We start from the raw sequence: 26310 nt of genomic DNA on the forward strand, positions 1-26310 counted from the left end.
TAGTTCGTTAACTGACAAGCATTACGCGTATGGTGTGATTTTAGCCGAAAAACGTGATCGTTCTCAAATTTGCATTATGCTTTTTAAGCGCTCGCTGCGGGCGCGTCACGACAACTCAGTGTTCCTCGACAGGAGATCTCATGAGCCAGTACGACAAACTTACCTTAAAAGATGGCAGCTATTTGCATTTCAAAGACTGGGGAAGCGGCCAGCCCATTGTGTTCAGCCATGGTTGGCCGCTAACCGCAGATGCATTTGAAGATCAGATGCTGTTTCTCGGGTCGAAAGGATTTCGTGTGATAGCCCATGACAGACGAGGGCACGGGCGTTCGGCCCAGCCCTGGGATGGCCACAATATGGATCAGTATGCTGACGATTTGGCCGAACTTACCGCGTATCTCAATCTCAAAGATGCTGTGCATGTCGGGCACTCTACCGGCGGTGGCGAAGTTGCTCGTTATATTGGCCGCCATGGGACGCAGAGGGTGGCAAAAGCGGTGTTAATTGGCGCGGTGACGCCCATTATGATCAAGACCGACTTTAATCCAAATGGCGTGCCGAAAGAGGTATTCGATGGCATTCGTGAAGGGGTTGTGAACGATCGCGCCGCCTTTTTCTATGAATTGACCGCTGCATTCTATGGCTACAACCGTCCTGGCGCAAAAGAGTCGAAAGCCGTCAGGGAAAGTTTTGTTGAACAGGGTTTACAAGGCTCCATCAAAGCGTTGTACGACTGTATCCACGCGTTTTCGGAAACAGATCTGCGTGAGGACCTCAAAAAGATGACTATCCCGACGCTGGTGATCCACGGTGATGACGATCAGATTGTCCCGTTTGAAACCTGCGGAAAGGTCGCGGCGGAAATACTGCCTGATTCGCAGTTGAAGGTATATGTCGGCGGCTCGCATGGTATTTGCACCACCCATAAACAACAGATCAACGGTGACCTGCTCAACTTTATTCAGTCGTAATCGTTGGCAGATTGTTCTACGCTGATCTTCTTTTTCCAGGGGGATGAGCGAAGCATAATTTGTGCTGCGCTGACGTTAACTTCAACAGGGAACGCTATGTATTTCTATCAACCGTCACAGGGACACGGCTTACCGCATGACCCGCTCAATGCCATTATTGGGCCACGCCCTATTGGATGGATTGCGTCGAGTGACAGTAACGGTCGGCATAATCTGGCGCCGTACAGTTTCTTTAACTGCTTTAACTATCATCCACCGATTATCGGTTTTGCCAGCAGCGGCTGGAAAGACAGTGTGCAGAATATTATCGAAACAGGTGAGTTTGTCTGGAACCTGACCACCCTTGAGTTGGCCAGTGCGATGAACGAAACGTCGGCCAGTCTGCCGCACGGCGAGGATGAGTTCTTTGCCGCCGGGCTTAGCAAGGCAGATAGCCGGATAGTCAACGTGCCGCGCGTGGCGCAAAGCCCGGTCAATTTTGAGTGTCGCTTATCGCAAAGCCTGCAACTGACTACCGCAGATGGCTCACCGGTTGATACCTGGCTGGTATTGGGGGAAGTGGTGGGCATCCACATCGATGAAACGCTGCTGGAAGAGGGCATCTATCAGACGGCGAAAGCGAAGCCGGTACTGCGCGCAGGTGGGCCAACGGCATATTATTCGATCAGTGAAACACACCGTTTTGATTTAGTTCGCCCGGACGCCCGAGCAAAAAGCTAAGCTTACGGACCGACGCCGGCTTGCAGCGTCGGTCGCAAGTTTCAATATCCCACTTTGTCGATAATAAACTGTTTACCGCAGCTACCTGGATGTGGTTGCGGTAAGAATGACTGTGCAGATAACGTCTGGTTGATGTTGTCGGCTTTCAGGGATAACTGGATCTCAGTGAGATACGCCGGATTGCCGTGGCAGCTTAGCTTCACAGCTTTGACGTTCTCTTTGCCCCAGCTTTTGGCAACTGCGGCGTCAAATGCGTTACGGCTGACGGTTTTGCCGTAGTTTTCCGCCAGGAATTTGCCCACCTCGCTGTTCTTAACCTCATTATTCAGCCGTACCATCGTGCCAAAGTACGCGTCGGGATCAAAACCGAAACACGCGCCATGTTTGGCATACTCGTAACGTTCCAGACAGGATCTCCCTCCAGCGCCGGGCATTACGGCGCTGAGTTTTGCTGCGCTTTCCAGCGACAGTCCGGTTTCGGGGGCCGCGCATTTACGGCTGGCACGTGCTTCAGGCAGGTTGGGAATAGGGCGAGTCGCGCAGCCAAAACGCATCCAGCGGCGGTTGTCGACTCCACGGGCGGCAATGGATTTAGGCAGGCTGGGCCATAAACCGTGAACGGTCAGGAAATCCGCTTTGTCTGCGCTCTCTTTTTGTAAACGACATTCGTCAGGCTCCTGACGATTACGCTCATGCTGGCTCTGACAAAATCCGGTTTGCCAGGAGAGGGCCAGCACGTAGCTGTCAAAATCAGCGTACTGTTTTGCCTGAAGTTCATCGGCCTGAGCTGCAGAAACCGGCAGCAGGAGTGCTGCCAGTAACGAAGAATAACGCCATGTTGATGTCATGATGATTTCGGATACTTATATAAATTCTGAATATCATCTATTTAATCATAAAAAATGCCAGTCAGGTTTAGCTGACTGGCATCATTTTCATCAGGCGTGAACCGAAATGATTAGCTCCACATTGCCAGAATCGGCCAGCCGACCAGCAGAAGCATAGAGATGTAGATAACGCCGAAGATAGCACCCAGACGCCAGTAGTCTTTGGACTTCACATAACCACAGCCATAGATGATAACGCCAGGGCCTGTTGCATACGGAGTCAGACAGCCCATGATACCGATGGACAACACCAGCAGGATACACAGGTGTTCCATCGGCACGCCCGGGATACCTTTACCTACCGCCAGAATAACCGGCAGCATGGTGGCGGTGTGCGCAGAAAGGCTGGCAAACAGGTAGTGAGCAAAGTAGAACACCAGCACCAGAACGATTACTGTTGCGTTAGGCGAGAAGCCTTCCAGGTGCGTGCTCATGGTGTTGGCGAACCAGTCGATAAAGCCTGAACGGGTTAAACCGTTGGCCATTACTACCAGAGTGGCAAGGTTGACCAGGGTGTTCCATGCGCTGTTATAGCGGGTAATATCTTTCCACGGTACCACGTGCAGCGCCAGCATCAGGGAGACTGCCAGCAGGCCCACTGCGGTAGCGTCAATCAGCTTACCACCGAAAACCCACAGACCCAGGCTCAGTAAAACCAGACCGATCAGCGTCATCTCTTTACGGGTCAGTTTACCCATGGTTTTCAGTTCATCACCGGCCCATGCGGCAACTTCAGCACTGTGAGTGACTTCTGGTTTGTACAAAACGTATGACAACCACGGAGCAACGATCAGCAAAATAATACCGACCGGCAGGAAGCTGAGGAACCACTGCAACCAGCTGATTTGAATCCCGGCGATTTTGTTAACGAACTCCAGACCCAGTACGTTTGGCGCAGCGCCGGTCACGAACATAGAGGAGCTCAGGCTGGTACTGATAACCATCATCCACATCAGATATCCGCCGATACGGCGCGCGGAAGGATCGTTAGGGAAGGATTTAAACAGCGGCGGCAGGTTTTTGATAACCGGGAATACAGTACCACCGGTACGCGCGGTGTTGGACGGTGTAAACGGCGCCAGCAGAATGTCGATGATAACAATCGCATAGCCCAGCGTCAGGGTACGTTTCCCCATGAATTTCACCAGGAACAGCGCGATACGACGACCCAGACCGGTGACCTCATAACCCAGCGCGAAAATAAACGCACCAAACACCAACCACACGGTGGTGCTGGAGAAGCCCGCCAGACCCCATTTCAGCGCTTGCTTACCCGCTTTAAATGCCGGGTCGGCCAGTTCTGAAGCATCAAACAGCAGATAGTTGCTGCCGATAACGCAGATCGTTACGGCGATAAAGCTGATCGCTGTTGCCGGAATTGGCTCCAGGATCATACCGACGATCATCGCCACAAACACGGCAAAGTAGTGCCAGGCCTGTGGAGGCATTCCATCAGGGACGGGGATAAGAAACATGACGCCCATTACGACCAATGGGGCCAGTAACTTCCATATTTTATCTTTTGCTAAAGACATGTGTGATTCTCCGGAAAGGATCTTTAATTGTGATAATGATGAACTTGTGAAATCTGAGCTAAGAACCAGGTGACGATCAGCAGATCGGCGCAGCCTCCGGGACTGAGGTTGCGTTCAATGCACTGTTGGTCGAACTGGCGTAGGTATTCGAGATCGGCAGGGGTACGAATCCCCCCTTGCTGTATCAGGGCGGTGGCCTGCTGCTGTAGCCAGCGCAGACCTTCTGCGCCGCCACGTGAAGCCACGTTGGTGTCGCCGTTGATAGACATCAGCAGCAATAAAGTGTCGAGTAACGCCAGTTCAGGGTCGCGGCCCTGAGTCAGCAGTGCGCGGTAGTGCGGCAGGGCATGCTGGATGACGAGCGGGTATCCCGCTTCGGCTTCGCCCCGTGCGCCGGTTAATCCCAGTTGCTGATAAAGACGTTGGCCAGCCGTGAGTTGTTGATTGTTCTGGCGCAGTTCGCGCTCGGTCAGGCCCCGGCAAAATGTTGCTGCCGTAGAGCAAATGGTTTCAGCGGTAACAGTCAGTTGGAGCTGGTGCAGGCGGCCAATGGCGGCACACAGCAGTCCCAGAGAAAAGATGCTGCCTTTGTGGGTATTTACCCCAGCGGTGGCGCGAAACATATCAGCTTCGCAGGCCATACCCAGCGGACGCAGTCCTTTCAATACATCCTCAGGCGACAGCTGTGCGCTAAACGCCCCATATTCAATAAAACGTGGCAGCCAGGCCTGAATCGCTTCGGCGCTGCGATGAAAATCTTCCAGCGCCATATCTTTATGCGCACCATTATTAATGCGATCCACCAGACCTGGCTTGGGCGATAAGTTGACTTCAGTCAGCATGGCGCGCCAGGCAAGTGTTGCGTAGGCGTCGGGCAGATCCAGTGGAAGGACTGCGTTATTCGTCGATGTTGCGGGAATCGGCATCATGCAGCAGTGCCTCCATTTGAATGAGTAAGTCGGAAAGCGCGTGGGTTTTACCCCGCGCACATTCGGCAGCGCTTTGCTCGCACAACAGACAGCGGCGGGCAGGAAGCGCGAAATGACGGCGGGACAGGATTTCTCCTTCAGGGGTCAGGACATCGATGTCCCATAACCGTCCCAGCGGATGTGAATGCTCAAGCCCGATAGTGGCGAGCTTGAGGTCGTTGGCTGGTGCCTCGATGGACAACAGACCTTCCGGACCGCTGGCGGAGACCAGCGCAGTTTGCTCCCTGACAATCCAGGATGATTGTTTCGCCAGCGCAAGCAGGGCGATGACGCCGTGATTAAAGATGCGACGGGTTAATTCGCTGTCTTTGATCGGACCTGGCGCTACCACGGTAAAAGAGACCAATGGCGCGTGGTGACGCGTGAGCCAGGCATGTTGCCTCGCTTGTCTCTCATCACGGCTGGCGAGCAGCTCGGGAATGGAAACCGCGTGGCAGGTGGCGTGTTCAGGGAGCAGGTGCATGGCTTATTCCTTCACCTGATGCACAACGTCAATCACTGAACCGTCGCGATAACGCACAACGGCAATCACGCGGTCAGTGAATTCGATAGCGCGTGGCTGACCGGTGAGCTGCTGAGCGCGTTCGCGTAGCCATTCAATGGACACCACTTTCATACCGGCTTCTTGCAGACGTTCTGCCAGTTCCGGACGTGCAGGGTTGACGGCGATACCGTGGTCAGTGACCAGAATGTCAACGCTGGAACCAGGGGTTACGCAGGTCAGGACGTTATCAACCAGCGTCGGGATGCGTCCGCGAACCAGCGGTGCGACGATGATGGAAAGCGCTGCGGCCACAGCCGTATCGCAGTGACCACCGGATGCGCCGCGCAGTACGCCGTCAGAACCGGTCAGTACGTTCACATTGAAGTTGGTGTCTACTTCTAATGCGCTCAGTACCACCACATCCAGACGGTCAACGGATGCGCCTTTTGAGCCCCAGTTGGCATACTGGTTAGCACTGATTTCAATGTGATTTGGATTGCGGGCCAGGGACTCAGCCGCATTACGGTCGAAGCTCTGTACATCCAGCAGTTTGCGGATTAAACCTTTCTCATGCAGGTCAACGATGGTGGCAGTGATACCGCCCAGCGCAAAGTCAGCACGGATGTCGCGGCTGCGCATTTTGTCTTCCAGGAAACGGGTAACGGCCAGAGACGCGCCGCCGGTGCCTGTCTGCAGTGAGAAGCCTTCATTGAAGTAGCCGGAGTTAGCAATAACCTCTGCTGCGCTGCGGGCGATCAGCAATTCGCGCGGGTTGGTGGTCATGCGAGTGGCATCAGCACCAATTTTGTCCGCATCACCGACCTGATCGATCTGCACGATCAGATCCACCTGATCCTGGGTAATGCTGGCTGGATTATGCGGGTAGGTCAGCAGCTGTTCGGTCAGCAGGACAACCTGTTTTGCGTTTTCGGCGTCTACGCGGGCATAGCCCAGTGAGCCGCAGCACGCTTTACCGGTATAACCGTTGGCGTTACCAAACGGGTCACAGGACGGCACGCCGAGGAAGGCGACATCAATGTTGAGCTCGCCGCTTTGTACCAGATGTACACGACCACCGTGAGAGTGGACCTGAACAGGTTCAGCCAGCAGACCGCGAGAGATCTCTTCTGCCAGCGGGCCACGCAGACCAGAAGTATAAATACGGCTGACGACACCCTGACGAATGTGTTCAACCAGCGGCGCATGGCAGTCGCTCAGGGAGCTGGAAGCCAGCGTCAGGTTTTTAAAGCCCATTGCAGCGATGGTATCCATCACCAGGTTGATCGTCAGATCGCCACCACGGAAAGCGTGGTGGAAGGAGATGGTCATGCCATCCTGTAAGCCTGAACGGCGAATGGCCTCTTCCAGGTTAGCGCACAGTTTTTTGTTGCGCGGTTTTTGCGCCTGTAATTCAACTTTTGCGGTGCTCTGATAAGCGGAAAGTTCGCTTTCTGCATGACGGCTCCAGGTCGCCACGCGATCCTGGCGTTGAGACTGTTCGATTTTCTGCGTCATTTTTTTGCCTTATTCTTCGCGAATGCCGGAAAGTTCTGCACGGGAGATAACCAGAAGGGCGCGCTCGATAACCGGGCTGTCGACCATTTTGCCGTTCAGGGAAACCACGCCACGACCTTCGCGGGCAGCGGCTTCAGCGGCTTCTACCACCAGACGTGCGTGAGCCAGCTCTTTGCGCGTCGGGGCATACAGGTTGTGCAGGAGTTCAATCTGACGCGGGTTGATGAGCGACTTACCATCGAAACCCAGTTGCTTGATGTGTGCGGCTTCGTGCAGGAAACCCGCTTCGTTATTGGCATCGGAATAGACGGTATCGAACGCCTGAATGCCCGCAGAACGCGCAGCCTGCAGAATTGAGCAGCGGGCAAACAGCAGTTCAGTACCTTCCGGGGAGCGTTCAGTGCGCAGGTTACGCACGTAGTCTTCTGCGCCGAGCGCAATACCGATCAGACGCTCGGAAGCATGGGCAATTTCTACCGCGCGGGTAATACCTAATGGTGATTCGATAGCAGCCAACAGACCGGTGCTGCCGGGTTCACGACCACAGGCTTTCTCGATGCGCAGGATTTCGCTTTCGATGTCGATGACATCCTGGGCGGTATCCGTTTTGGGTAAACGTACGATGTCAGCACCACCGCGTACCACGGCTTCAAGATCGTTGATGCCCCATTCGGAGTCGAGGGCGTTTACGCGCACGATAGTTTCAACGTCGTGATACAGCGGATGCTGCAGCGCGTGATAGACCATGCGGCGCGCGGTGTCTTTCTCACGCAGTGCGACGGAGTCTTCCAGGTCGAACATCAGCGCATCTGCCGGGTAGATGAATGAGTTGCTGACCATCGCGGCGTTAGCGCCTGGTACGAACAACATGCTGCGGCGTGTGCGGGATTTACGTTGTTGTAAAGAATCGGAAATCATTGGCAATCCTCCCATGGCAGTGCCGGAATGCCGCTGGCGCGGGCCAGTAATGCTTCCAGTCGCGCACGTAAAATGCAGTCCAGTGCGCCTTTATCATCAACATTTAATTGCACGCCGCGGACGTTATAGCGGGACAGAACGTCCAGAATGGTGGCCCTGATGGCATCACCGAACTGCTTTTCGACGCTACTGTTAACCTGCAGGTCAATATCCTGCGTATCGAGCGGGGCGATGCGGATCATCACATCACCGGACTCGAGAGTGCCTGCGACGGCTGCCTGGTTTATTTTCATTTTTCACCTGTTGCTAATGCGGGGGTATTTTGGCGGACTGCCGCAGCCGATGAGGTTCGCTCAACCATGCTTTGCAAGTAGTGCAGCGTGGCTTCGGGTACCAGGGATGCGATAGCCGTGAGATCTTTTTTAACCAGCAGCTTGCGCACCCAGGAGGCGGAAATCGGCATCTCCTGGAAACACAGCCGCTCAATTTCCACCAGTTCAATCGGCGGGGCGGGAAGTGTTGGGGTCTCCAGCCAGTAGCGCATATCGTTGTTGTACTGGGAGGTGACGGTGCAATATGGCTCAGTACCGACGAAACGGTGCGTAACACCGAGTGCCGGGGCCAGGTACTGACGGAAAATTTTCAGGTCTATTTCGGTGTAGCAGTGGTTAATAACGCTCTGCTCTTTAATGAAGTAGCACGGGAACGTGGCGCGAGAGATGATGTATTCCGAACCGCGGTGTACGGTTAAACGTGGAATATCTTTTGTCCCTTTGAGGACCAGGTCCAGTCGGTCTTCATACGGGAAACGCGAAGTATCTTCTTTCACCAAAAACAGATGCAGCCAGTCGCACTGTGCGGCGGCTTGTTGGATCAGAAAACGGTGCCCGTTGGTGAAGGGGTTGGCATTCATCACGATACAGCCAATTTTTTTCCCTTCACGGCGCTGTTTTGCCAGTGATTCAGCGTAACGTTTGAGGCGAGTGGTGCTGTTTTCCATTAACACCATAATGCCGGGCACGCTGGTCAGCGTCGAAAAGCCGCACTGCTTAAACAGTGACTCGTACTCAGTTTTGGTATAGATGAAGAGATGGGTGCAATGCCGCTCGTAGGCGAGGTTGATTAACTCAGTCGCCAGCGTCAGCGCTAAGCCTTCACCGCGTACGGATTCACAGATCGCGACGCACTTAATGATATTGCCGGCGATGCCGCCACAGGCGATCAGACGGTCGTTACGGGTGACGGTGATAAATACTTCGACGGTGGTATCAACGCTCAAATCGTTCTCTTTCAGAAATTGAGCGATAACCGCCATCTTTTTATTTTCTGAGCGTTTAACTTGCGTGAATATATTATTACCGAACATAGTAAATAGAGCCCCGATGGTATATTTGTTACTGGGTTTCTGTTTTTGTTGCTCTGTTTAGCAACTTGATAACGTTTTGTTTGCAATTGAAGGGAATGTTTTTTTATTACGGAGTATTTCTTTTTTTCCCTGTTGCATACATCGTAAGGAGTATTTTGGCGGCAAATTTTGATTTATTTCACAATAAGTTAGATGGTTTTAATGTGTTTTATGGTTTTAAGTTTTTTAATTAATTTAACCCGAAAATAGCGTGTGGTTTTTATTTGTTTAATTGATTTAAGGTGGGGAATCTGTAACGATCCTATTTTAGGCCGTGACTTGTAAATAAAACATTTTTATTACATATACAACGAAAAATAAGTTTCGGTTAACGTCGGTGAGGAAAAAACATGTCAAAAAAGAAAAATAAAACGCGGTTTCCTTTTTTTCGCAGCCTGGCGTTTCCGTTGCGTATTTTTCTACTCATTCTGGTCGTTTCTGTTTTTATCATCGCGGCGTTAGCACAATACTTTACCGCCAGCTTTGAAGATTATCTGACAACGCATGTCCGCGATATGGCAATGAATCAGGCGAAAATTATCGCTTCCAACGACAGCATTATTGCTGCCGTAAAGCACCGTGATTACGAGCGTCTGGCAACGATAGCGGATAAGTTGCAGAGCGGGACTGACTTTGACTATGTGGTTATTGGCGATACCCACTCGATCCGTCTTTATCACCCTAATCCGGATAAAATTGGCTACCCCATGCAGTTCACCAAACCCGGCGCGCTGGAGAAAGGGGAAAGCTACTTTATTACCGGTAAAGGGTCTATCGGGATGGCGATGCGCGCCAAAACCCCTATCTTTGATGATGATGGTAAAATCATCGGTGTTGTCTCAATTGGCTACCTGATCAGTAAAATAGACAGCTGGCGCTCGGATTTCTTACTTCCGATGGCTGGGGTGTTCATTCTGTTGTTACTGGTGCTTATGTTACTTTCCTGGTTTTTTGCTGCCCATATTCGGCGTCAGATGTTGGGTATGGAGCCTAAACAAATCGCGCGGGTGGTACGTCAGCAGGAGGCGCTGTTTAGCTCAGTCTACGAAGGCTTAATTGCTGTTGATCCTGATGGGTGCATTACGGCGATAAACCGCAGTGCGAGAAAAATGCTGGGGCTCTCGTCGCCTGGACGTAAGTGGTTGGGTAAGCCGATTGCGGACGTCGTTCAGCCAGCAGACTTTTTTACCCAGCAGATTGCGGAAAAGCGCCAGGATGCGATGGTTAACTTTAATGGGTTGAGTGTTATTGCCAACCGCGAGGCTATCCGCTCAGGCGATGAACTGCTCGGGGCAATCATCAGTTTTCGTAGTAAAGATGAAATTGCTACCCTTAATGCGCAATTAACGCAGATCAAACAGTATGTAGAGAGCCTGAGAACGCTGCGCCATGAGCACCTGAACTGGATGTCGACCATCAATGGCCTGCTGCAAATGAAAGAATATGACAAGGTTCTGGCCATGGTGCAGGGAGAATCCCAGGCGCAGCAGCAACTCATTGATAGTCTGCGCGGCGCTTTCGCCGATCGTCAGGTTGCAGGCCTGCTGTTTGGCAAGGTACAGCGTGCGCGGGAACTGGGTCTCACAATGACCATTGTGCCTGGCAGTCAACTGCATAAACTTCCTGAGGGGTTGGATAGCACAGAGTTTGCAGCAATTGTTGGCAATCTGCTTGATAATGCTTTTGAAGCCAGTTTGCGTACCCAGCAGGGTAACAAGGTCGTTGAACTCTATCTGAGCGATGAGGGCGATGAGGTGATCATCGAAGTCGCCGATCAAGGTTGTGGCGTACCGGAAGCATTGCGCGAAAAAATATTTGAACAGGGTGTGAGCACTCGTACCGATGAACCAGGCGAACATGGCATCGGTTTGTATCTGATTGCAAGTTATGTGAGGCGCTGTAATGGGGTTATTACGCTCGAAGATAACGCCCCCTGCGGCACCTTATTTTCTTTATTTCTTCCGAAAGTGAAAAAAAACAATGACGGAACCATTAACGCTGTTAATCGTTGAGGATGAAACGCTACTGGCGGAAATGCATGCTGAATATATCCGCCATATACCCGGTTTTAGCCAGATATGGCTGGCGGGTAATCTTGCGCAGGCAAGAATGATGATTGAGCGTTTTAAGCCCGGTTTGATTCTTCTTGATAATTACTTGCCGGATGGCAAGGGCATAACTCTGTTACACGAGCTGACTCAGGCACGTTACCCTGGCGGCGTGGTGTTTACCACGGCAGCCAGTGATATGGATACGGTCTCAGAAGCCGTACGCAGCGGGGCGTTTGATTATCTGGTTAAACCCATAGCCTACGAGCGACTGGGGCAGACGCTTACCCGCTATCAGCAACGCAGAAGAATGCTGGCCGGTAATGACAGTGCCAGCCAAAAACAGATTGATGAAATGTTTAATGCCTATGCGCGCGGTGAGCCGAAAGGGGATTTGCCGACGGGGATCGACGCGCTAACGCTGAATGCTGTACTGAAGTTATTTGCTGATCCGACGGTACATCATACTGCGGAAACGATCGCCCAGGCGCTAACCATCAGCCGTACAACATCCAGACGCTACCTGGAGTACTGTGCCAGCCGCCATTTGATCATTGCAGAGATTATTCACGGGAAGGTAGGTAGACCGCAGCGTATTTACCACGGCGGCTAATACACGTCATCCTTTAAGCTGCCTCTTTGTTGGCTGCGTGCAGAAACCCCAGTCACATAGTTATCTATGCTCCTGGGGATGTCTTCACTTGCCGCCGCGATGCAGCATAAATGATTTTGTGTATTAAGGTCAGGTATTAACAGGTATCGTTAACCGCCAATCAGGGCAGACGTTGCCGGTACCATCACTTCAGTGGCGATAATCACAATCAGCAGTCCGACCATTACCGGAACAGAAGTTCGTTTTACGACTTCAAACGGTGAAATCTTCGCCATCCCCGCGACAGCCACAACCACACCGGATACCGGGGAGATTGTGCGTCCGAGGTTTGACGCCTGCAGCATTGGGATCGAAAGGTAGGCAGGGTTGATACCGGAAGAGTGCGCCAGTTTTGGGATCATCTCAACGAAGGCGTAGAAAGGCGCGTTACCGGAGCCCGTGGTCATTGCGGCCAGCATGGTCAGAATCACCAGGACCAGCATCAGAATAATGCTCGCAGAACCAAATGAGGTGGCGATAGAGATCAGACTCTGAATAAAGCCAATGGTGCTCAGACCCTGAGCAAATACACCGGCTGCAACTAACAACATGACGACGTTAGCAAAGGCATCTGCCATTCCGCGGTAGGCGACTTCCAGACCTGAGAAAACCTTCTGGGTGTTGAATCCGCGGATGAACTCCAGCACTGCGGCAATAAGCATGCACAGCACCAGAATCGTGATAATGTGCAGTTGCGGGCCCCATTTACCATCAAAAATCAGTACACCGACGATCGGGGTAAACGGCAGAATGGCGTAAAACGAGGGAGCCGTAGTGGTGATTTCTGCCACATCTAACATTTCGTGAGAGATGTTCTCTTTTTTATCCAGATAGCGCTGCCAGAAGTAATGAGCAATCGCCATACCAATAATGGCAGCAATGGAAATCGGCAACGTGGTTTTAAACGCGAAGTCGATCAGTGGCATTTCCGCTGCTTTTGCAGCCAGCACGACATCCCCGGAAGTTGGAGAAAGAATGATTGCGGCAGGGGAGGCGCAAATGGCCGCCGCAGCACCACGACTGATCCCAACGTTAACCATGACCGGAAAGAGTGTCGCCATCAACAGCACGCCCAGCCCGGTTGCCGAAGAGACTGCCAGTGACATCAGGCAGGCAACAAAATAGGCGGCAATCATTAGCATGTAAGGCGAGTTGATATATTGCAGGGGCCTGGAGGCCAGCTTAACGACCATATCGTTCGCGCCGATATGCGTCATGTAGGCGGCAAAACCACACAGCATCATAATCATCATGCCGAGGTCGCCGCCGCGGCTCATCAGCAAAATTTTAATATATTCAACAATATCTGTCGCGGTGTAGCCGGTACTTTCGGCACTGCCGGGCAGAACTTTATGTCCCATCAGGGCGCTGATAATCAATAAAACCAGGCCCCCGACAAACAATACGCCGGTCGCGGAATAACCTTTAATGATGTAGCGAGCCACACCCACAATAACAACGACTCCAATAAGGAGTTCTATAAATGTCAACATTGTTTCCCCTGTCATATTGACGCCCAGAAAGTAAAAAAACTAAAAAAAGCATAAAGCGGTGTGAGAATGTGCCTAATAAACACCTGCCTCTTGCTGATTAAAATCAATAAAAATACGGATTCAACCGATGGCGCAGGCGTTTTTTCAACATAGCGGATGAAAAGGGAGTACGGCAATCAAAAACTGTGAAACACTCTGGTTTTATGTGTTATTTTGTTTTGTGATGATGCATTGATGTTAATTAATTGTAATTTATTTGGTATTTTTGTGTAAAAGAAGCCGGTTAATAGAAATAAGAGAACATGTCACATATAAAAACCACAATAAATATAATGACAACGATCTGAAATTTATATGTGGAGAATATTCTGATTTTTTATTAGCGCATCTTTGTTAAGCTAACATTAAGGTTTTGTTTGCTACAATTAATACTAACTCCCAGGATGGTAATTAAGTCGTGATTGTCGCTAAACGTTATTTTCTCATTTTTTCATTTCTTTTTATTCAGTTAGCCTTTATTCCTCAGGGTTTTGCTGAGGATAAAGGGTGGTTTGATACTTTTAAAGATAATGTCAGTGAAACCTGGCAGCAGCCTGAGCATTATGATCTGTATGTGCCGGCCATTACCTGGCATGCGCGTTTTGCCTACGATAAAGAGAAAACCGATCGCTACAACGAACGTCCCTGGGGTGCAGGATTTGGCCAGTCCCGTTGGGATGATAAAGGTAATTGGCACGGGCTCTATATTATGGCCTTCAAGGATTCCTTTAATAAATGGGAGCCGATTGGCGGCTATGGCTGGGAAAAAACCTGGCGACCGCTGGCCGATGATAATTTCCGTCTGGGGCTGGGCTATACAGCTGGTTTCACCGCGCGCGATAACTGGAACTATATTCCCGTGCCATTGATCCTGCCGTTGGCATCGATAGGCTATGGGCCGGCAACGTTCCAGATGACCTACATTCCGGGTACGTATAACAACGGAAATGTCTACTTTGCCTGGATGCGTTTCCAGTTTTGACAGGCTACCTGTATTGTCAGGTAGATTATTATAAACCTGTTTAAAAACATATGGATACATTGTTTGTCCGAAAAATAACGCGACATTTATCACTTTTTGACAAAGTTCGACTGGACAAAGTGCATCACAATTGTTGTACTGATACCCGACACAGCATTTGTGTCTATTTTTCATGTAAAGGTAATTTTGATGTCTAAGATTAAAGGTAACGTTAAGTGGTTTAATGAGTCCAAAGGATTCGGTTTCATTACTCCGGAAGATGGCAGCAAAGACGTGTTCGTACACTTCTCTGCAATCCAGACCAATGGTTTTAAAACTCTGGCTGAAGGTCAGCGCGTAGAGTTCGAAATCACTAACGGTGCCAAAGGCCCTTCTGCTGCAAACGTAATCGCTCTGTAAGCATACGACAGCAAGCATTCAAAACCCGCTTAATTGCGGGTTTTTTTTCGCCTAGTGTGCAGGAGAGGCAGAAACCAGCCAGAATGCCAGAGCCGTCATCGCAAATGAACCCAACAGGTTAACCAGCACATTCACCATTGCCCAACCAAAGCGTCCCTCTTGCAGCAAAAACACGACTTCTGCCGAGAAGGTTGAAAACGTCGTCAGTCCTCCGCAGAAACCGGTGGTAATGAGCACTTTCCACATTGGATCAATGTTTGTCATGCGGTTAAACCACGCCAGCCCCATGCCAATAATAAACGCGCCAATCAGATTTGCTGCCAGCGTACCGAATGGGATGGCCTGATGCAGCGGATTGAACCGCATGCTTAACATCCATCTTGCTACGCTTCCTGTACCGCCACCGATAAAAACTGCTAAAAGGAGTTGTAACACTGCATAATCCTGCTATTTGATTGTATATAGCGTGAGTGTAACGCTGAATAATCGTTGTTGGCGAGCTTAACCCATTTTTCTGGAGGGAATATGTTTGTTGCAGCAGGGCAATTTGCCGTGGGCCCCTCGTGGGAAAAAAATGCGGAAACGTGTGTCCAGTTGATGTCTCAGGCCGCAGGAGAAGGCGCATCTCTGTTGGTGCTGCCGGAAGCGCTGTTGGCCCGTGACGATCTCGACCCCGATCTATCGGTGAAGTCAGCCCAGCTACTGGAAGGCGGTTTTCTGACGCGGTTACAGCAAGAGAGTGCGCAAAATGAGATGACGACGATTCTGACGATTCATGTTCCCTCTGTACCTGGCCGGGCGTTGAACATGCTGGTTGCGCTACGGAGAGGTCGGGTTATCGCCCATTACGCAAAATTACATCTCTATGATGCCTTTTCGATTCAGGAGTCGCGGAATGTCGATGCAGGTGAGGCTGTAGCGCCATTGCTGGACGTAGACGGATTAAAGGTAGGGTTAATGACCTGCTATGACCTGCGCTTTCCTGAGCTGGCATTGGCGCTCGCGTTACAGGGGGCTGAAATCCTGGTCTTACCGGCGGCCTGGGTGCGAGGATCGCTCAAAGATCATCATTGGACAACGCTGTTGGCGGCAAGAGCTCTGGATGCAACCTGTTATGTGATTGCTGCGGGGGAGTGTGGTAACAAGAATATCGGTCAAAGCCGGGTTATCGATCCGTTTGGCGTGACGATTGCCGCTGCGGCGGAAACGCCTGCGCTGATAATGACGGAGGTTTCTGCTGAGCGGGTGAGGCAGGTCAGGGCGCAACTTCCTGTGTTACGTAACCGCCGCTTTGCGCCACCGCAATTATTATGACGTTTTTTTAAACAAGGCTTGATTCACCTTGTTACAGATTGCTATTGTGTGCGCGCGTCGAAAGGCCGTTAATATTCTCAGGTTAATATGGCGCTTTATGCAGCCTGGTTTAAGTTAAGAAGGTATCTATGGGTGAGATTAGTATTACCAAACTGCTGGTGGTTGCCGCACTGGTCGTTCTGCTGTTTGGTACCAAGAAGTTACGTACACTGGGTGGAGACCTGGGAACGGCAATTAAAGGCTTCAAGAAAGCGATGAACGATGATAATGCCGATGCTAAGAAAGATGCTGACGGTAGCGTTCAGACTGAGAAGCTTTCCCATAAAGAGTAATGTCAGGAGCACGATGCTCATACTGCATACTCTGCATGAAAAAAAACCGGCAATTGCCGGTTTTTTTATTGCTGAAATGTAAGTGAGTATTACACGATTACTTCACTTCCAGCCCTTTCGCCTGCATGTCCGCATGATAAGAAGAACGAACAAATGGGCCGCAGGCTGCATGGGTAAAGCCCATTGCCATGGCTTCAGCCTTCATCTCATCAAACTCGTCCGGGCTTACATAGCGCTGAACCGGCAGGTGGTGACGGCTTGGCTGTAAATACTGCCCCAGCGTCAGCATGGTCACGCCATGGCTGCGCAGGTCACGCATAACCTCAATGATTTCAGCATTGGTTTCACCCAGACCCACCATCAGACCGGATTTGGTTGGGATCTCAGGGTGCGCTTCCTTGAAACGTTCCAGAAGCTTCAGTGACCAGTTGTAATCAGCCCCAGGGCGTACGTTACGGTAAATACGCGGAACGTTCTCGAGGTTATGGTTAAACACGTCTGGCGGAGTGGCCGTGAGGATATCCAGCGCACGATCCATACGACCACGGAAGTCAGGTACCAGCGTTTCGATTTTAATCGACGGGCTTTTCTCACGGATTGCGGTGATACAATCCGCGAAATGCTGAGCGCCACCATCGCGTAGATCGTCGCGGTCAACGGAGGTAATGACAACATAGCGTAGCGCCATGTCCGCAATCGTCTGGGCCAGTTTTAACGGTTCGTTAGCATCAGGGGCAACCGGGCGACCGTGGGCGACGTCACAGAATGGGCAACGGCGGGTACAGATTGCGCCGAGGATCATAAAGGTCGCGGTCCCGTGGTTGAAACATTCTGCCAGGTTAGGGCAGGACGCTTCTTCGCAGACAGAGTGCAGGCCATTTTTGCGCATCGCTGCTTTGATACCCTGGATGCGAGTGGAGTCCGCTGGCAGTTTTATTTTCATCCATTCCGGCTTACGCAGCAGGGCTTCGCGCTCTGTTGCTACATTTTTTACCGGGATAAGAGCCATCTTATCGGCATCGCGGTATTTAACACCGCGTTCCATCACAATGGGTTTACTCATAGCTTGCGTGTTCCAGTTGCGAATTACGAAGGAAAGCGTTTCAATTCAAGGGAATGTTGCATTTATCAACTATTTTTGAATTAGTGATACGCAGTATATCATTGAAACGGGCCAGAAAGCAGCCTGACAGGCTGGCAAAATGTAAAATAGTTGTTGTTTTGTGCCATTTGCCACAACATATGCTGCGGCAAACGATAACCTGTTTTTCAGTCTGCGATGTACTCGTGGGGGGGATTGCCCAACAGCGCTAAAATGTTAGCCAGCAGACGAGGACGCACGCTCTCGGTCGTGGCTGCGCTATCCCACTGCGATACTTTCGCCATCTCCATTCCGGCGTAACCACAAGGATTGATACGCAGGAAAGGCGACAAATCCATATCCACGTTGAGCGCTAAGCCGTGAAACGAACATCCTCTACGGATACGTAACCCCAAAGAGCAGATTTTCTTCTCCCCGACGTATACGCCAGGCGCATCAGCGCGCGGATGAGCGTCAATACCTATCTCCGCAAGCGTATTCACCACGGTTTGTTCCAGCAGTGTTACCAGTTCACGCACGCCCAGTTTGCGGCGTTTGAGATTCAACAGAACATACATAACCTGCTGGCCGGGTCCGTGGTATGTCACCTGACCGCCCCGATCGCTCTGGATAACGGGAATATCACCGGGCATCAGTACGTGCTCTGCTTTACCGGCCTGACCCTGGGTAAAGACAGGATAATGCTCTACCAGCCAGATTTCATCATGACTATGTTCATCGCGGGTATCGGTGAATTCGTGCATGGCCAGAGAGACTGGCTCGTAGGGTTGAAGACCGAGCTGGCGGACAAGAATTTTATCCTGATACAAAACGGCATCTCCGTAGATACTCACATAGAGTAGAGAATGTTAAAGAGGGGAAAAGTATATCACAGGGGGGAGGGGTTACCCGAGCGGGGATGCAGCGGGTAACCGACAGGCTTTTACAGCACCATACGTACGATATCGATATTACCTAATTCTTCGTACAGTGTTTCAACCTGCTCAATGTGTGTCGCATTAATAGTGATAGAGACCGAGTGGTAATTGCCTTTGCTGCTCGGTTTTACCGTTGGGGAGTAATCACCTGGCGCATGGCGCTGTACCACTTCAACCACCTGATCAACCAGCTCAGGCAACGCCTGCCCCATTACTTTGTAAGTAAATGGAGTAGGGAATTCAAGCAGTTCGTTAAGTTTGGTTTTCATGTCAGCTCCGGCGTTACATCAAAAAATAATAACTCCCACGGCGCGTGGGAGTTATCTGGATACCTAGTATATGGGGACGTAAATCACACTTTCAAGTGTTCGATTTTTAGCCAAACCAGTGATGGAACATTAATTTAATGTAATCAATGATTTTACCAAAGAAGTTGCCTTCCGGGATTTCCTGCAGAACCACCAGCGGACGCTGTTCAATGGTTTTGCCATCAAGCTGGAAGTTGATGGTGCCGACAACCTGGTTTTTCTGCAGCGGTGCATGCAGTTCCGTGGTGTTCAGAACATAGCTGGCTTTCAGATCTTTCATGCGGCCGCGTGGAATAGTCAGGTACACATCTTTATCGACACCTAATGACGCACGATCGGTATTACCAAACCAGGCCGGTTCTGAAGCAAACTCTTTGCCGACTTTCAGCGGGTTCACGGTTTCAAAGAAACGGAAGCCCCAGGTCAGCAGTTTTTTACTTTCGGTTTCGCGGCCTTTATAGGTGCGACCACCCATCACGGCGGAGATCAGACGCATCTGGCCTTCGGTTGCGGATGCAACGAGGTTGTAGCCAGCTTTGTCAGTGTGGCCGGTTTTGATACCGTCAACATTCAGGCTGTTATCCCACAGCAGACCGTTACGGTTGAGCTGGCGGATACCGTTAAAGGTGAACTCTTTTTCTTTATAGATAGAGTATTCGTTGGGCACGTCGCGAATTAGCGCCTGACCAATCAGTGCCATGTCACGGGCCGAGCTGTACTGACCGTCAGCATCGAGACCATGAACGGTCTGGAAGTGGGTGTTTTTCAGGCCCAGCGCATTCACATAGCTGTTCATCAGACCGACGAAAGCATCCTGGCTTCCGGCTGCGAAGTCCGCCATTGCCACGCAAGCATCGTTCCCTGATTGCAGGTTAATACCACGGATCAATTGAGAAACAGGAACCTGCATGCCAGGTTTGAGGAACATCAGCGATGAACCTTTAAAGACCGGGTTGCCCGTAGCCCAGGCGTCGTTGCCGACGGTGACCAGATCGGTTTCTTTGAATTTCCCGGCTTTCATCGCCTGGCCGATGACGTAGCTGGTCATCATTTTGGTCAGGCTGGCGGGGTCACGGCGAGAGTCCGCATTTTGTTCTGCGAGAACTTTGCCTGAATTGTAGTCAATCAGGATATACGACTCCGCATCGATCTGCGGAACACCCGGGATCATGGTTTTAATATTCAGGTCATCTGCATGGGCAGCAGAAAGAGAGGCTGCGCAGAGAGCCGCGGTGAGCGCCATGCGCTGCACGAAACGAGCGGAAAAAGTGGTCTTCATGGTCTGAACTACGACGTCCGTGGTGAAATTAAAAAAAGTGCCCTACTATAGCAAATGCATAACTGGCAGGCATCTGACTTTCCGCGTGACTTTGTTAATGTCATTTACAGAAATTGACAATTCAGATGCCTGGTTTACGTTATTACACGCCGGTGATGAAGGACTGTAATTGCGCCTCGGATTGCAGACGCTGCTGCAGTGTGGAGGCTTCAGCCTTGCTGGCGAATGGCCCCATCTGAATACGCCAAACGGCACCGTTTTGCACAACCCGGCCCGGAACGCCAAACTGCTGACTTAAACGCTTTTGATACTGCTGTGCACGCGCCTGCTCGCTTACCGCACCAACCTGAACGACGTAACGACCGTTGGCTGCAGCTGCCGGAGTGGCAACGGCGACGGCTGGTGCTGCTGCGACAGTCGGTGTTGTGGCTGGCGCAGTCACAGGGGCAGCCGGTTGTGGCGCTGGCGTCGGTTCGCTACCTTCAAGCACGCCGGAAGCGAGCGTAGTCGGCGCACCGAGGAATCCACCGCTGTTTACTGGTGCTCCGGTAGGGTCATCGCTTTTCAGCGTGGAATTGCTGATCGGGCGGATATCTCCTTGCGGCTGACCCGCATCCGGTGTAGCAGGCATGCTGCCACCGCCGCTTAAATCAGGGCGAGAGGGCAGGGCATAGGTTTGTTTGGCCACTGTCGTACAGGCCATACCTGGGCCGGACAGAGAACCATCCTGTGCGACAATGATAGGATCGATACGCACTTTCGTGTTGTTAGATGTGTTCAGACGATCGGCTGCTGCTCGCGACAGCGAAACGACGCGATCGTTGCCATATGGGCCACGATCGTTAATGCGTACGACGATCATTCGACCGTTTGCCAGGTTAGTAATTCTGGCATAGCTTGGAATGGGCAGCGTCGGGTGCGCAGCAGTCAGCTGCATCGGGTCGAACGCTTCACCTGATGCGGTCAAATTACTTCCTGGCTCCGCATCGTAAATGGCGGCCAGTCCAGCCTGGCTAAAGCGGGAGGGATCCTGGACTATCTTGTAGCTCTTACCGTCACGCTGATAGTCCTGATTCGCCGTTGGGTTCAGGGGTTCAAAACGCGGATCGGCTCCGCTGATTTCAACAATCGGACCATTACACACCGCAGGTTGCGGCGCGACGGCAGCCTGTTGCTGACCATCATCACTTGAACACGCCGCGAGCATTCCTGCTGCGATGCAGATTCCAATCCACTGCTTACGCATTGCGTACCCCTTACACGCTTTTTGACAACATTTTTCTATGGGTGTGGATCGACATGACAATCCCGAACCCGGCCATCAGCACGATCAGTGCAGAGCCTCCGTAACTGACCAGTGGGAGTGGAACCCCAACTACAGGCAGAATACCGCTCACCATACCAATATTTACGAAGACATAAACGAATAATATCAACATTAAACCACCGGCCATGACGCGACCAAAGGTCGTTTGTGCGTGGGCGGCGATCCACAATCCGCGCATAATCAGCAAAATGTACAGGGCAAGCAGGATTAAAATCCCTACCAGACCCAGCTCTTCCGCCAGTACTGCAAAGATAAAGTCAGTATGACGTTCGGGCAAAAACTCCAACTGCGACTGCGTACCATGCAACCAGCCTTTGCCGCGTAGCCCACCTGAACCAATAGCAATTTTAGACTGAATAATGTGATAGCCCGCGCCCAGCGGATCGGTTTCCGGGTCGAGAAGCATCATCACGCGTTGTCGCTGGTAATCATGCATCAGGAAGAACCACAGTATTGGAATAAATGCGGCCACCAGAACCACAGCAACGCCGATTAAACGCCAGCTCAAGCCGGAGAGGAACAAGACAAACAGGCCGGAAAGCGCAACCAGGATTGAGGTGCCGAGGTCAGGCTGCGCGGCAACCAGCAGCGTGGGCATAAAAATGAGCACCAGCGCTATAGCCGTATTCTTCAGCGAAGGTGGGCAGACATCGCGGTTGATAAAGCGCGCCACCATCAGCGGGACGGCTATCTTGGCGATTTCCGAGGGCTGAAAACGCACGATTCCCAAATCCAGCCAACGTTGTGCGCCTTTGGAAATGGCGCCGAAGGCATCGACAGCAACCAACAGGATGATACAGAAGATATAGAGGTACGGCGCCCAACCTTCATAGACTCTGGGAGGAATTTGCGCCATCACCACCATGATGACCAGCCCCATAGCGATCTGGCCGACCTTACGTTCCATCATGCCAATATCCTGGCCGCTGGCGCTCCAGATGACCAGCGAGCTGTAGACCAGCAGAGCCAGCAAGATAAGCAACATTGTGGGATCGATATGAATTTTGTCCCAGAATGTTTTTTTGTTCGGATTATCCGTCACGATTATTGGTCCTCACCTGCTGCAACCGCCGGGTTTTCAGCAGGCAGATTGGTGTTGTTGTCACCCAACATAATGTGGTCAAGGATCTGGCGCATGAGTGTACCTACAGCCGGACCGGCCCCACCGTTTTCGAGGATCATCGCGACAGCGACCTCGGGTTTGTCATAGGGCGCGAATGCAGTCATCAGTTTGTGGTCACGTAAACGTTCGGCGATCTTATGTGCGTTATAGGTTTCATTGGCTTTCAGGCCAAATACCTGCGCGGTACCGGATTTCGCCGCAATTTTGTAGGGTGCGCCAGCAAAATACTTGTGCGCAGTCCCATTAGGGCGATTCGCTACACCGTACATACCGTCTTTGGCGATTTCCCAGTAGCCAGAATGAATGTCACCGACAGGAGGCTCATGTGGCTGTACCCACGGCACTTGCTTGCCGTTTTCCGCTGTGCTCATCAGCAGATGAGGGACTTTCACCATGCCGTCGTTGATGAGGATCATCAGCGCTTTGCTCATCTGGATAGGCGTTGCTGTCCAGTAGCCCTGACCGATACCGACAGGGATTGTATCACCCTGGTACCAGGGCTTTTTAAACCGTTTTTGCTTCCACTCGCGGGTTGGCATGTTACCCGCGCGCTCTTCAGCGAGATCGATGCCCGTATAATGGCCGTAACCAAATTTGCTCATCCACTCAGAAAGACGGTCAATCCCCATATCATAGGCGATTTGATAGAAAAACGTATCAGCGGACTCTTCCAGAGAACGGGTGATGTTCAGATGACCGTGACCCCATTTTTTCCAGTCACGGTAACGTTTCTCTGAACCGGGTAATTGCCACCAGCCCGGATCGAATAGCCCGGTATTGCGGGTAATAACGCCTGCACTTAACGCAGAGACCGCAACATAAGGTTTAACCGTGGACGCCGGAGGGTAAACGCCTTGCGTGGCGCGGTTAACCAGTGGGGTATTGGGGTCATTGAGTAACCCGGAATAATCTTTGCTGGAGATGCCGTCCACGAACAGGTTCGGGTCATAGCTTGGCATAGAGACCAGTGCCAGGACACCGCCAGTACGCGGGTCTGTGACCACGACGGCGGCACGGCTACCCGCCAGCAGCGTTTCAATGTATTGCTGGAGTTTCAAATCAAGCGTCAGATAGATATCGTGCCCGGCCTGCGGCGCCACTTCTTTAAGCTGGCGAATAACGCGGCCGCGGTTATTGACTTCAACCTCTTCATAACCGGTTTGACCATGAAGTACGTCTTCGTAATAACGTTCAATACCCAGCTTACCGATGTCGTGCGTCGCCGCGTAGTTGGCCAGCTTGCCGTCTTTATCCAGGCGTTCAACGTCTTTATCGTTGATCTTCGATACGTAGCCGATCACGTGGGTCAGTGCAGAGCCGTAGGGGTAATAGCGGCGTTTATAGCCTTTAACTTCGACGCCAGGAAAACGATACTGATTCACGGCAAAGCGTGCGACCTGAACTTCAGTCAGGTTGGTTTTTACCGGAATAGAGGTGAAGCGGTGTGAACGGGCGCGCTCTTTTTTGAAGGCGGCAATGTCATCGTCCGTCAGATCGACGACGTTACGCAGCGCGTCGAGCGTATCCTGAATGTTGTCGACCTTTTCCGGCATCATTTCTATCTGATAAATGGTGCGGTTAAGGGCGAGGGGAATTCCGTTGCGGTCATAAATGATGCCACGGCTGGGGGCGATAGGCACCAGTTTGATGCGGTTCTCGTTCGAACGGGTCTGATAATCAGTAAAGCGAACGATTTGCAGATTATAAAGATTGGCGATTAGCACGCCAGTGAGCAGCAAAATCCCCAAAAAAGCGACCAGCGCCCGGCGCACAAACAGCGCGGACTCAGCCGTATAGTCGCGAAAAGAATTCTGTAGTTTCATCCGCTGCTTAATCTACTCAAGAATCAATGATCACTCACGGTGATAAGGATGGTTGGTGGTAATGCTCCACGCCCTGTACAGACTCTCTGCGACCAGCACCCGGACAAGAGGGTGGGGAAGGGTTAATGCAGAGAGTGACCAGCTTTGCTCCGCTGCCGCTTTACAGGCGGGGGACAGTCCTTCCGGTCCGCCAATCAACAGACTGACGTCACGACCATCCAGTTTCCAGCGTTCCAGCTCGGTCGCCAGTTGTGGCGTGTCCCAGGGTTTTCCTGGGATATCAAGGGTGACGATGCGGTTTTTGCCTGCGGCGGCCAGCATCTGTTCACCCTCTTTGTCGAGAATGCGTTTAATGTCCGCGTTCTTGCCGCGTTTTCCTGCCGGGATTTCGATCAGCTCAAAGGGCATGTCTTTCGGAAACCGGCGCAGGTACTCCGTAAAACCGGTTTGCACCCAGTCAGGCATTTTCGTACCCACAGCGACAAGTTGCAGCTTCACGCATTAACTCCAGAGTTTTTCCAGTTCATACAGGCGACGGCTCTCTTCCTGCATAACGTGGACAATCACATCACCAAGATCGACGACGATCCAGTCAGCTACGTTTTCGCCTTCTACGCCAAGCGGCAGCAGACCGGCGGTGCGAGACTCCTGAACAACGTGATCGGCGATAGACATGACATGGCGGCTGGACGTGCCAGTGCAGATAATCATGCAATCGGTGATACTGGATTTGCCCTGAACATCTAAGGCGATGATGTCTTGACCTTTCAGGTCATCAATTTTGTCGATTACAAAATCCTGGAGTGCTTTACCCTGCAAGTGTTCCCCCTGGGTGAAAAAGAGTTAAAAACGTCTGTTAGTATACCTGAACCAGAGGCGATATCGGGACAAATGTCTCCGAAAGCGCTTTTGAAGTGCGCTATCATCCCACCCCACGCAACAGAATGCATCGCCATTTTTGTAAAACAATTTCTGCAAAGCTCTGAAAGGCGGGAAAAGTCAGGTTGCGGAGAATAGCAGCCTGTCATAGGGTGTCAATGGGAGAGAGGCCCTTCGGCAGAAAAAACAGTGCATTCACTCACCCTCGTGCCACACGGCGCGACTATTGAGAACTTTCAGAACTGCAAAGTCGTCACAAAAATCAATGGCACTCCAGCATCCCTGTTCGATGCGAAAGTGCCACATGGCGGCCGTGGGCATGGACAGCAGCCGGGCCACCAGTACGCTCAGCACGCCCTGATGACTTACCACCAACAGATTTTTACTGTCTTTGTATTCAGCAAGCTGAGCAATGAAACGTTCAACACGCTGTGAAAATGCCTGAAATCCTTCGCCATTAGTTGGGGTTGCGTTCTGCCAGTCGTTACACCATACGGCATAATTTTCAGCGTCTTCGCGCACAAGATCGCGATGATGGCGCATTTCCCAGTCGCCAAAGAACATCTCATTAAGTTCAGGCATGACACGCACAGGAACATCGCGTTCCGCCAGAATCAGTTGGGTTGTATGGCGGGCGCGTTCGAGTTCGCTGCACAGAACGTTGTCGAAAGGGGCATTGCGTAGCAGTCCACTCAGTGATTGCGCCTGAACAATCCCCCGTTCCGTTAGCGGTGTGGGGGCATGACCGCTGTATAACCCAGCGACATTGGCTTCGGTTTCTCCGTGACGTACTAACCAGAGTCTCATTTTTTCCTCTTGGGGCTATTCGCACAAAATATGATGCTTGCCCTGATTGCGCAGAGATTTTT

At 51.6% G+C, this 26310-nt stretch carries 28 protein-coding genes; 8 read left to right on the forward strand and 20 right to left on the reverse strand.

The genetic code is table 11. From position 1 onward, the window contains the following. The first annotated feature begins 140 nt into the window (after window positions 1–140). Both OGY19_RS23075 and OGY19_RS23080 read left to right on the forward strand, forming a co-directional pair. A complete protein-coding gene (locus OGY19_RS23075) occupies window positions 141–971 on the forward strand; it encodes an alpha/beta fold hydrolase (protein WP_115600781.1) in 831 nt (276 codons plus the stop codon). Between the two features lie 96 nt (window positions 972–1067). Then, entirely contained in the window at window positions 1068–1691 is a 624-nt protein-coding gene (locus OGY19_RS23080; protein ID WP_115600780.1) for a flavin reductase family protein, read from the forward strand. Between the two features lie 41 nt (window positions 1692–1732). On the opposite strand, the gene rna is transcribed toward OGY19_RS23080, so the two are convergent. From rna to citC, 8 genes are all read right to left on the reverse strand, one after another. Further along, entirely contained in the window at window positions 1733–2539 is an 807-nt protein-coding gene (rna, locus tag OGY19_RS23085; RefSeq protein WP_003835606.1) for a ribonuclease I, read from the reverse strand. Window positions 2540–2649: 110 nt separating this feature from the next. Next, window positions 2650–4113, reverse strand: coding sequence for a citrate/succinate antiporter CitT (gene citT / locus OGY19_RS23090; RefSeq protein WP_115600779.1), 1464 nt, complete (start codon window positions 4111–4113; stop codon window positions 2650–2652). Window positions 4114–4136: 23 nt separating this feature from the next. After that, the gene (citG, locus tag OGY19_RS23095) at window positions 4137–5042 is read right to left on the reverse strand and encodes a triphosphoribosyl-dephospho-CoA synthase CitG (protein ID WP_115600778.1); all 906 of its coding nucleotides are present in this window, start codon (window positions 5040–5042) and stop codon (window positions 4137–4139) included. Next, entirely contained in the window at window positions 5011–5565 is a 555-nt protein-coding gene (citX, locus tag OGY19_RS23100; protein WP_115600777.1) for a citrate lyase holo-[acyl-carrier protein] synthase, read from the reverse strand. Before citX ends, citG begins: the two co-directional genes overlap by 32 nt. A gap of 3 nt (window positions 5566–5568) precedes the next feature. Then, entirely contained in the window at window positions 5569–7101 is a 1533-nt protein-coding gene (gene citF, locus OGY19_RS23105; protein WP_061067506.1) for a citrate lyase subunit alpha, read from the reverse strand. Window positions 7102–7110: 9 nt separating this feature from the next. Beyond that, window positions 7111–8019, reverse strand: coding sequence for an aldolase/citrate lyase family protein (locus OGY19_RS23110; protein WP_048212309.1), 909 nt, complete (start codon window positions 8017–8019; stop codon window positions 7111–7113). Continuing rightward, window positions 8016–8312 carry a citrate lyase acyl carrier protein gene (gene citD, locus OGY19_RS23115; RefSeq protein ID WP_005120843.1) on the reverse strand — a complete coding sequence of 99 codons (297 nt, stop codon included), beginning with the start codon at window positions 8310–8312 and terminating at the stop codon, window positions 8016–8018. Before citD ends, OGY19_RS23110 begins: the two co-directional genes overlap by 4 nt. After that, a complete protein-coding gene (citC, locus tag OGY19_RS23120) occupies window positions 8309–9385 on the reverse strand; it encodes a [citrate (pro-3S)-lyase] ligase (protein ID WP_048212308.1) in 1077 nt (358 codons plus the stop codon). The genes citD and citC overlap by 4 nt, the downstream gene beginning before the upstream one ends. Before the next feature lie 389 nt (window positions 9386–9774). Here citC and dpiB point away from each other — a divergent pair, with 389 nt between their 5' ends. Both dpiB and dpiA read left to right on the forward strand, forming a co-directional pair. Continuing rightward, window positions 9775–11436: a sensor histidine kinase DpiB gene (gene dpiB, locus OGY19_RS23125; RefSeq protein WP_061067507.1), complete on the forward strand. Its 1662-nt coding sequence runs from the start codon at window positions 9775–9777 to the stop codon at window positions 11434–11436. After that, window positions 11405–12085, forward strand: a complete 681-nt coding sequence (dpiA, locus tag OGY19_RS23130) for a two-component response regulator DpiA (RefSeq protein ID WP_005120841.1) — start codon at window positions 11405–11407, stop codon at window positions 12083–12085. The genes dpiB and dpiA overlap by 32 nt, the downstream gene beginning before the upstream one ends. A 149-nt stretch (window positions 12086–12234) precedes the next feature. Here dpiA and dcuC read toward each other — a convergent pair whose 3' ends face one another. Continuing rightward, window positions 12235–13617 (reverse strand): anaerobic C4-dicarboxylate transporter DcuC, encoded by a 1383-nt coding sequence (dcuC, locus tag OGY19_RS23135; RefSeq protein ID WP_048212305.1) that lies wholly within the window; start codon window positions 13615–13617, stop codon window positions 12235–12237. 457 nt (window positions 13618–14074) lie between these two features. On the opposite strand from dcuC, the gene pagP reads away from it, so the two are divergent. Next, on the forward strand, window positions 14075–14638 hold the full coding sequence (gene pagP / locus OGY19_RS23140; protein ID WP_048212304.1) for a lipid IV(A) palmitoyltransferase PagP: 564 nt from the start codon (window positions 14075–14077) through the stop codon (window positions 14636–14638). Between the two features lie 189 nt (window positions 14639–14827). Continuing rightward, window positions 14828–15037, forward strand: a complete 210-nt coding sequence (gene cspE / locus OGY19_RS23145) for a transcription antiterminator/RNA stability regulator CspE (RefSeq protein WP_000034825.1) — start codon at window positions 14828–14830, stop codon at window positions 15035–15037. 51 nt (window positions 15038–15088) lie between these two features. Here cspE and crcB read toward each other — a convergent pair whose 3' ends face one another. Continuing rightward, a complete protein-coding gene (gene crcB, locus OGY19_RS23150; RefSeq protein WP_043015566.1) occupies window positions 15089–15472 on the reverse strand; it encodes a fluoride efflux transporter CrcB in 384 nt (127 codons plus the stop codon). A 90-nt stretch (window positions 15473–15562) separates the two neighbouring features. Here crcB and OGY19_RS23155 point away from each other — a divergent pair, with 90 nt between their 5' ends. Both OGY19_RS23155 and tatE read left to right on the forward strand, forming a co-directional pair. Beyond that, entirely contained in the window at window positions 15563–16351 is a 789-nt protein-coding gene (locus OGY19_RS23155) for a deaminated glutathione amidase (RefSeq protein ID WP_048212303.1), read from the forward strand. Window positions 16352–16479: 128 nt separating this feature from the next. Further along, a complete protein-coding gene (tatE, locus tag OGY19_RS23160; RefSeq protein WP_048212302.1) occupies window positions 16480–16683 on the forward strand; it encodes a twin-arginine translocase subunit TatE in 204 nt (67 codons plus the stop codon). Window positions 16684–16780: 97 nt separating this feature from the next. On the opposite strand, the gene lipA is transcribed toward tatE, so the two are convergent. From lipA to OGY19_RS23210, 10 genes are all read right to left on the reverse strand, one after another. Further along, on the reverse strand, window positions 16781–17746 hold the full coding sequence (gene lipA, locus OGY19_RS23165) for a lipoyl synthase (protein WP_003022702.1): 966 nt from the start codon (window positions 17744–17746) through the stop codon (window positions 16781–16783). Between the two features lie 206 nt (window positions 17747–17952). Further along, window positions 17953–18594: a lipoyl(octanoyl) transferase LipB gene (lipB, locus tag OGY19_RS23170; protein WP_048212301.1), complete on the reverse strand. Its 642-nt coding sequence runs from the start codon at window positions 18592–18594 to the stop codon at window positions 17953–17955. A 113-nt stretch (window positions 18595–18707) separates the two neighbouring features. Continuing rightward, window positions 18708–18971, reverse strand: a complete 264-nt coding sequence (ybeD, locus tag OGY19_RS23175) for a DUF493 family protein YbeD (RefSeq protein ID WP_000850547.1) — start codon at window positions 18969–18971, stop codon at window positions 18708–18710. A 106-nt stretch (window positions 18972–19077) separates the two neighbouring features. Beyond that, entirely contained in the window at window positions 19078–20289 is a 1212-nt protein-coding gene (gene dacA / locus OGY19_RS23180; protein WP_048212300.1) for a D-alanyl-D-alanine carboxypeptidase DacA, read from the reverse strand. A gap of 142 nt (window positions 20290–20431) precedes the next feature. After that, window positions 20432–21535 (reverse strand): endolytic peptidoglycan transglycosylase RlpA, encoded by a 1104-nt coding sequence (gene rlpA / locus OGY19_RS23185; RefSeq protein ID WP_061067511.1) that lies wholly within the window; start codon window positions 21533–21535, stop codon window positions 20432–20434. A 10-nt stretch (window positions 21536–21545) separates the two neighbouring features. Beyond that, window positions 21546–22658, reverse strand: a complete 1113-nt coding sequence (mrdB, locus tag OGY19_RS23190; protein WP_003022718.1) for a peptidoglycan glycosyltransferase MrdB — start codon at window positions 22656–22658, stop codon at window positions 21546–21548. 2 nt (window positions 22659–22660) lie between these two features. Continuing rightward, window positions 22661–24562: a peptidoglycan DD-transpeptidase MrdA gene (gene mrdA, locus OGY19_RS23195; RefSeq protein WP_048212298.1), complete on the reverse strand. Its 1902-nt coding sequence runs from the start codon at window positions 24560–24562 to the stop codon at window positions 22661–22663. A 30-nt stretch (window positions 24563–24592) separates the two neighbouring features. Next, on the reverse strand, window positions 24593–25060 hold the full coding sequence (gene rlmH / locus OGY19_RS23200) for a 23S rRNA (pseudouridine(1915)-N(3))-methyltransferase RlmH (RefSeq protein ID WP_003022725.1): 468 nt from the start codon (window positions 25058–25060) through the stop codon (window positions 24593–24595). A gap of 3 nt (window positions 25061–25063) precedes the next feature. Beyond that, window positions 25064–25381: a ribosome silencing factor gene (rsfS, locus tag OGY19_RS23205; protein ID WP_003022728.1), complete on the reverse strand. Its 318-nt coding sequence runs from the start codon at window positions 25379–25381 to the stop codon at window positions 25064–25066. 255 nt (window positions 25382–25636) lie between these two features. Next, a complete protein-coding gene (locus OGY19_RS23210; RefSeq protein ID WP_115600776.1) occupies window positions 25637–26248 on the reverse strand; it encodes an adenosylcobalamin/alpha-ribazole phosphatase in 612 nt (203 codons plus the stop codon). Window positions 26249–26310: the final 62 nt, after the last annotated feature.

The organism is Citrobacter sp. Cy070 (assembly GCF_030332245.1).
Lineage (GTDB): Bacteria > Pseudomonadota > Gammaproteobacteria > Enterobacterales > Enterobacteriaceae > Citrobacter > Citrobacter youngae.